The 6543-nt window shown below is 65.8% G+C and carries 5 protein-coding genes; 2 read left to right on the top strand and 3 right to left on the bottom strand.

The genetic code is table 11. The annotated features are described in order from the left end of the window. The 3 genes from tsaB to ACEQXE_RS06770 form a co-directional block, all read right to left on the bottom strand. On the bottom strand, positions 1-694 hold a 694-nt coding region (gene tsaB / locus ACEQXE_RS06780), incomplete at its 3' end, for a tRNA (adenosine(37)-N6)-threonylcarbamoyltransferase complex dimerization subunit type 1 TsaB (protein WP_370178180.1). Continuing rightward, positions 624-1232, bottom strand: coding sequence for a malonic semialdehyde reductase (locus ACEQXE_RS06775; RefSeq protein WP_370178179.1), 609 nt, complete (start codon positions 1230-1232; stop codon positions 624-626). The genes tsaB and ACEQXE_RS06775, both read right to left, overlap by 71 nt. Positions 1233-1287: 55 nt before the next feature. After that, a complete protein-coding gene (locus ACEQXE_RS06770; protein WP_370178178.1) occupies positions 1288-1866 on the bottom strand; it encodes a NifU family protein in 579 nt (192 codons plus the stop codon). A 127-nt stretch (positions 1867-1993) separates the two neighbouring features. Here ACEQXE_RS06770 and ACEQXE_RS06765 point away from each other — a divergent pair, with 127 nt between their 5' ends. Both ACEQXE_RS06765 and ACEQXE_RS06760 read left to right on the top strand, forming a co-directional pair. After that, positions 1994-4966 (top strand): M16 family metallopeptidase, encoded by a 2973-nt coding sequence (locus ACEQXE_RS06765; RefSeq protein ID WP_370178177.1) that lies wholly within the window; start codon positions 1994-1996, stop codon positions 4964-4966. Positions 4967-5102: 136 nt separating this feature from the next. Further along, the gene (locus tag ACEQXE_RS06760) at positions 5103-6491 is read left to right on the top strand and encodes a class II 3-deoxy-7-phosphoheptulonate synthase (RefSeq protein WP_370178181.1); all 1389 of its coding nucleotides are present in this window, start codon (positions 5103-5105) and stop codon (positions 6489-6491) included. Positions 6492-6543: the final 52 nt, after the last annotated feature.

Below are 6543 nucleotides of genomic sequence, written 5' to 3'. Positions count from 1 at the left end.
CGGCGGCGAAAGTGCCCTCGGCCAGCAGTTGGGTATGGCGGGCATCGGGTAGCAAGTCGATCGCGCGATGCGCCCCTTCGGGCAGCAGCGCGGCAAGTTCGCCCGCGCGCTCGCCCGCGATCGTCCGATGGACGGTGCGCTGCGCCGCCGCTTCGGGAGCGAGTGACAGCGCATCGCCTGCCGCCGCGCCGGTCTCATCGAAATCCTGCACGAACCATTCGCCGTGCCCGCCGTTCATGCATACCGTCACCGGCTTCGCTGCCCCAGCTTCGGCGCGCGCCATCGCGGCGACCAGTGCCAGGGTCGGGTAGCCTTCCACCTGTGCACCCCATGCAAAGCCGAGCGCGCGAGCAACCGCGATGCCGATCCGCACGCCGGTGAAGCTGCCGGGGCCGCGCGACACGACAATCCGGTCGGCGCGGCCTTTATCCGGCAGGCCCGCGATCATCGGGACCAGCCGCTCTGCATGGCCACGGCCCAGCACCTCGTGCACGCCCGCCACCATCGCGCCATTATCGAACAGCGCGACCGAGCAGGCGGGCGTGGCGCATTCTATCGCCAGGGTGGTTCCGGTCAGTATTGTTCGCCCCTCCAGCGGCCGTTCGACCCGCTTCGCGTGCCGCTCAGTCGATCCGGTTGAACTTCTCGAAATCGGGGCGCGGGCTGCGGTCGAAGATCGATTCCCTGTCACCATAGCCGATCGAGCAGATCCAGTCCGCCCGGTATTGCGGCTGGTCGGAGAAGAAATCCTCGGTCACCTTGTCGAGATCGACGCCCGACATCGGTCCGCAATCGAGGCCGAGGCTGCGCGCGGCGAGCATCAGGTAGGCACCCTGCAATGCAGAATTGCGCTTGGCCTGCGTGATCCGGCCTTCGACGTCGCCGTCGAACCAGCTTTTCGCATCGGTATGCGGGAAGAGCCACGGCAGCTGTTCGTGGAAATCGATGTCGTAGCCGATGATGACGCACCACGGCGCGGTTTCGATCTTCTTCTTGTTGGCTTCCATTGCGTGCGAAGCGAGTTTTGCCTTCGCCTCGTCCGAACGGCACCACACGAAGCGCGCCGACTGCTGGTTGGCCGACGTCGGCCCCATCTTCAGCAGGTCGTAGATACGGCGGATCTGATCCTCGGACACGTCCTTGTCGAGCCAGCCATTATAGCTGCGCGCTTCGAGGAACAGCTGTTCCAGCGCTTCGTCGGACAGGGTGTTTGCGTGGAACTGCTTGGTCATGGGGGATGGCCTTCGGTCTTGGAATTGCGAGGATGGCTCGGGAGCGAACTTGCGATCAGCTTGCGCGAACCTCAACGACCTCCGGCACGTAATGTTTCAGCAGGCCTTCGATCCCGTGCTTGAGCGTGGCGGTGGAGGACGGGCACCCGTCGCAGGCGCCCTGCATCGCAAGGTAGACGATGCCACCCTTGAATCCGCGATAGGCGATATCGCCGCCATCGCCCGCGACCGCCGGTCGGATACGGGTTTCGAGCAGTTCCTTGATCTGGTCGACGATATCCGCGTCGTCCGCGCTTTCTTCCACCACCAGCGTTTCTTCCGGCGGCACAGCGATGCCCGCTGCCGACGCGCCGTGGAACAGCGGCGCTTCGGACACGAAATGATCGAGCAGCACGGCGACCACCTGCGGCTTGAGTTCGGTCCACTGCGCACTCGGGTCCTTGGTCACCGAGACGAAATCGGAGCCGAAGAACACGCCGGTCACCTCGCCGGTATCGAACAAGGCCTGCGCCAGCGGGCTGGCCTCCGCATCCTCCGGGTTCGCGAAGTCGCGCGTACCCTGCGGCATGACCTGCCGCTGCGGCAGGAACTTGAGCGTGGCGGGGTTGGGGGTGGTTTCGGTTTCGATATACATGTCAGGAGCGATGTAGGGTTGCGGTGGGAACGCGGCAAGCACTCGCTCGTCATCAGTGTGACGAACCGGGATTGCATGTGCTGCATTCACTCGGCCTTCACCTCTTGCCCCCCTATAGGCTGGTCCCATGCATCCTGATTTCCGTGCGCCGCGCCTTCTCGCCCTGTTCCTGCCGTTCCTGCTGGGTGCTTGCGCGATCTTCGGGCCAAGGGATGCGCCTGCGACGCAATCCGATCCGGTACGCAGCGACGTGGACGTGGCGGCCACCGAGACCGATACCGCTGCCGACACGGCCATTCCCGCCTCGCTGCAGGCGGAGGACGAGACCCCGTGGCTGTACGAAGGAAGCAATGTCCCGGTCGACCGGGCCTGGCGTTTCGGCGTCCTCGACAACGGGCTGCGCTACGCCACGCGCGCCAATGGCGTCCCGCCCGATCAGGTTTCGATCCGCATTCGTATCGATGCAGGATCGCTGCACGAAGAGGACAGCGAGCAGGGCTTTGCCCACCTGATCGAGCATCTGGTGTTCCGCCAGTCGCGCCATCTCGGCGTGGGCGAAGCGATCCCCACCTGGCAGAGGCTCGGCGCGAGTTTCGGCAACGACACCAACGCCTTTACCGCCCCGACGCAGACCGTGTTCCAGCTCGACCTGCCCGAAGCCTCTCCGGCCAAGCTGGACGAGGCGTTCAGGTTGCTGTCGGGCATGATCCAGGAGCCCGTCATTAACGAGCAGAACGTGCGCACCGAACTGCCGATCGTACTGGCGGAGAAGCGCGAACGCGGCGGCCCGAACGAGCGTGTGGCGGACCAGAGCCGCGAGCTGTTCTTCAAGGGCCAGCGGCTGGCCCATCGCAACCCCATCGGCACGGTCGCCACGCTGGAGGCGGCCACGGCAGAGCAGGTCGCGGCATTCCATCGGCGCTGGTATCGCCCGGAAGAGACCGTCATCGCGGTGGCCGGGGATGCCGATCCGGTCGCACTGGCGCGGCTGGTGGAAAAGTATTTCGGCAGCTGGCAGGTCGCGGGCGACACGGCAAAGGATCCCGATTTCGGGGACCCGGAGGCGCCCGCCGATGCTCCGCAAGGCAATCCGGTGGGCGACACGGCGGTCGCGGTCGAGCCCGACCTGCCACGTTCGCTAAGCTACAGCATCATGCGCGACTGGCGCCCGGTGCAGGATACCATCGTCTATAACGAAGGCCTGCTGATGGATGCGCTGGCGCAGTCGCTCATCAATCGTCGTCTGGAAGCGCGCGCGCGGGGCGGCGGGGACTACCTGTATGCGCAGGTGGAGCAGGAGGATGTCAGCCGCAGCACCGATGCGACCTTCGTTAGCTTCGCCCCGCTGACCGAAGACTGGCAATCCGCGCTGGCCGATGTGCGCGCGGTGATCGCCGATGCGACCATCAATCCGCCGACCGAGGAAGAGCTGGCGCGCGAGATCGCGGAATATGATGTCGCTTTTGTCGCTGGTGTCGAAGAGGCCGAGGTCGAGCCGGGCGCGGAGATCGCCGATACGCTGGTCAACGCGGTCGATATCCGGGAGACGGTGGCAGGGCCGCATACGCTGCTGAGCGTGTTTCGCGACATGCGCGAACGCATCACGCCCGACGCCATCCTCGCAAGAACCAAGGCGCTGTTCGAAGGCAAGGTGATCCGCGCCTTCTACGTCACTCCACAGGCAGGCGAGGCGGATGCGGCAAGCCTTCGCGAAGCCATGCTGGCACCGGTCGAGGCGGACAATTCGGCGCGCATCGCTGCCAGCACGGTCGACTTCGATACGCTGCCGCAGATCGGCGAGCCGGGCGAAGTGGTCTCCCAGTCTGAAATCGGCATCCTCGAGATCGAGCGGGTCGAACTGGCCAACGGGGTCACCGCGCTGTTGTGGCCCAATGATGCAGAGCCCGGGCGCGTTGCGGTGAACGTCCATTTCGGATCGGGGCTGCGCGCATTCTCCGAAGGCGACGCGCCCTATATCTCGCTGGGCGAGACCGCTCTAATCAGTACGGGCATGGCCGGGCTGGACCAGGAAGACCTCGACCGGCTGGTGACGGGCCGCAAGCTGGGCTTCGATTTCACCGTCGATCTGGGCACCTTCACATTCTCTACCATCACGCGTGAGGCAGACCTGGCGGACCAGTTGTACCTGTTCGCCGCCAAGCTCGCCTTGCCCGAGTGGGACGCGCGGCCGATTGCACGCGCGAAAGCGGGTGCGCGCATATCCTACGATACCTACGCGACCAGCCCCGGCGGCCTGCTCAACCGCGACCTCGAAAGCGCGATCCGCAATGGCGATGCGCGTTTCGCCACCCCGACCCCCGCGATGATCGCGGGCACCAGCGCCGAGGGTTTCCGCAAGGTGTGGGAGCCGCTGCTGCAACAGGGCGAGATCGAGCTGCTGATCTTCGGAGATTTCGACCGTGCGACCGCGATCGAGGCCTTGCGCACCACGTTCGGCGCACTGCCGCCGCGCGCGCCCGTCGATCCCGCCACGCTCGCGCCCCGGCCCGAAGCGCCCGAAGCGGGCGGGCGAGAGGTGCTGTATCATCGCGGCGATGCCAGCCAGGCCGCCGCAGTGGTCGCCTGGCCGGTCGGCAGCGGGCTGGCCGAGGTCTCCGACAGCCGCCAGCTCGAAATCCTCAGCCAGATCGTGATGAACCGCCTGTTCGACGAGATGCGCGAACGCACGGGCGCCAGCTATGCCCCGCAAACGCGGGTCGACTGGCCGACCGACGATGTCGGCGGCGGGACGATGATCGCGCTCGCCCAGCTGAAGCCCGAGGACGTGCCCAAGTTCTATGCGGCGTCGGAGGCAATCGTTGCCGATCTTGCGGCCAATGGACCTACGGCGGACGAGCTTGCCCGCGTCACCGAGCCTTTGCGGCAGACGGTGCTGCGGGCGACCACCGGCAACGGGTTCTGGATGTGGCAGATGCGCGGTGCCACGCGCGACCCCCGGCGCTTGCAGGTGCTGGGATCGCTGCTGGACGATTATTCGATCACTACGCCCGAAGCGATGAAGGCGCTGGCGCAGAAGTACCTCGCCAGCCGCAAGCCGCTCGAAATCGCGGTCGTGCCCGAGGGGACACAAGTTCCGTAAAGGGGCGGGTAGTTAGAGCCCCACACGAGATGCGCCGATGACCCAGATCGGAAATCTGCCTGAGAAATAGGCTTGCACGCACGCGGTCAGGCCGCCACTCTCTTCGCAAGTGCAATGCAAGGAAGAGTGCGTGACAATGGCTTCCCAATGGAGCCCCGATAGCTGGACCGGTTTCGAAGCGAAGCACCTGCCCGCTTACGAAGATCCGCAGGCGCTGGCCAAGGCCGAGGCGGAACTGGGCGCGTGCCCGCCGCTGGTCTTCGCAGGCGAAGCCGATGCCCTGATGGGCGAGCTTGCGCGCGTCGAAGCGGGCGAGGCCTTCCTGCTGCAAGGCGGCGATTGCGCGGAAAGCTTTGCCGAATTCGCGCCCGACACGATCCGCGATACCTTCCGCGTGATCCTGCAAATGGCGGTCGTGCTGACCTATGCCGGATCGCTGCCGGTGGTGAAGGTCGGCCGCATGGCGGGCCAGTTCGCCAAGCCGCGCTCCAGCGCAACCGAAACTCAGCTGGATGCCGACGGGCAGGAACTGACGCTGCCGAGCTATTTCGGCGACAATGTGAACGGGATCGACTTCACGCCCGAATCCCGCCGCAACGATCCGCAGCGCATGGTGCGCGCCTATTACCAGGCGTCATCCACGCTCAACCTGCTCCGAGCTTACGCGGGTGGCGGCTATGCCAACCTGCGGCAGGTGCACGACTGGACGCTCGATTTCATGGGCCGCAGCCCGTGGTCGGAAAAATTCCTCGCGATGGCGGACCGGATTACCGAGGCGCTCGACTTCATGTCGGCCTGCGGGATCGATCCGTCCGAACTGCCGCAGTTGCAGGGGACCAGCTTCTACACCAGCCATGAATCGCTGCTGCTACCCTACGAGCAGGCGATGACGCGGCGCGACCCGGGCAATGGGCAATGGTACGATACCAGCGCGCACATGCTATGGATCGGCGACCGGACGCGGTTCGAAGGCAGCGCGCATGTCGAATTCATGCGCGGCATCCGCAACCCGATTGGCGTGAAATGCGGGCCGAGCCTCGACCCCGACGTGCTCCTCAAGCTGCTCGACACGCTCAACCCCTCGCGCGAGAGCGGGCGCATCGTCCTCATCACGCGGTTCGGGCACGAAAAGGTGGAGGCGCACCTGCCCGGCCTGATCCGCGCCGTGCGCCGCGAAGGGCACCCGGTGGTGTGGAGCAGCGATCCGATGCACGGCAACGTGGTCAAGTCGGATTCGGGCTACAAGACGCGTCCGTTCGACCGGATCAAGGGCGAACTGGCAGACGTGTTCGCGGTCCACCGGGCCGAAGGCAGCTATGCGGGCGGCGTCCACCTGGAGATGACCGGGCAGAACGTGACCGAGTGTGTCGGCGGTGCGGTTGCGATCACCGATGCGGAGCTTTCCAGCCGGTACCACACGCATTGCGACCCGCGGCTCAATGCTTCGCAATCGCTGGAGCTTGCGTTTGCGATTGCCGAGATGATGCAGTCGCAGGAAGACCGCGCGGCAGCTGCCGCGGCGTAGTTTTCGGTTCAGGTCAGACCTCCCACCCCGCCTCCCCACCCGGCCACCAAGG

Source organism: Alteriqipengyuania sp., from assembly GCF_964222115.1.
Taxonomy (GTDB): Bacteria; Pseudomonadota; Alphaproteobacteria; order Sphingomonadales; family Sphingomonadaceae; genus Alteriqipengyuania.
This window is presented reverse-complemented; position numbering and strand designations above follow the sequence as displayed.

Excerpts from the sequence above, each read along its gene's own strand:
- ACEQXE_RS06760 (WP_370178181.1), top strand. The coding sequence starts at position 5,103 with ATGGCTTCCCAATGGAGCCCCGATAGCTGGACCGGTTTCGAAGCGAAG.
- ACEQXE_RS06765 (WP_370178177.1), top strand. The coding sequence starts at position 1,994 with ATGCATCCTGATTTCCGTGCGCCGCGCCTTCTCGCCCTGTTCCTGCCG.
- ACEQXE_RS06775 (WP_370178179.1), bottom strand. The coding sequence starts at position 1,232 with ATGACCAAGCAGTTCCACGCAAACACCCTGTCCGACGAAGCGCTGGAA.
- ACEQXE_RS06770 (WP_370178178.1), bottom strand. The coding sequence starts at position 1,866 with ATGTATATCGAAACCGAAACCACCCCCAACCCCGCCACGCTCAAGTTC.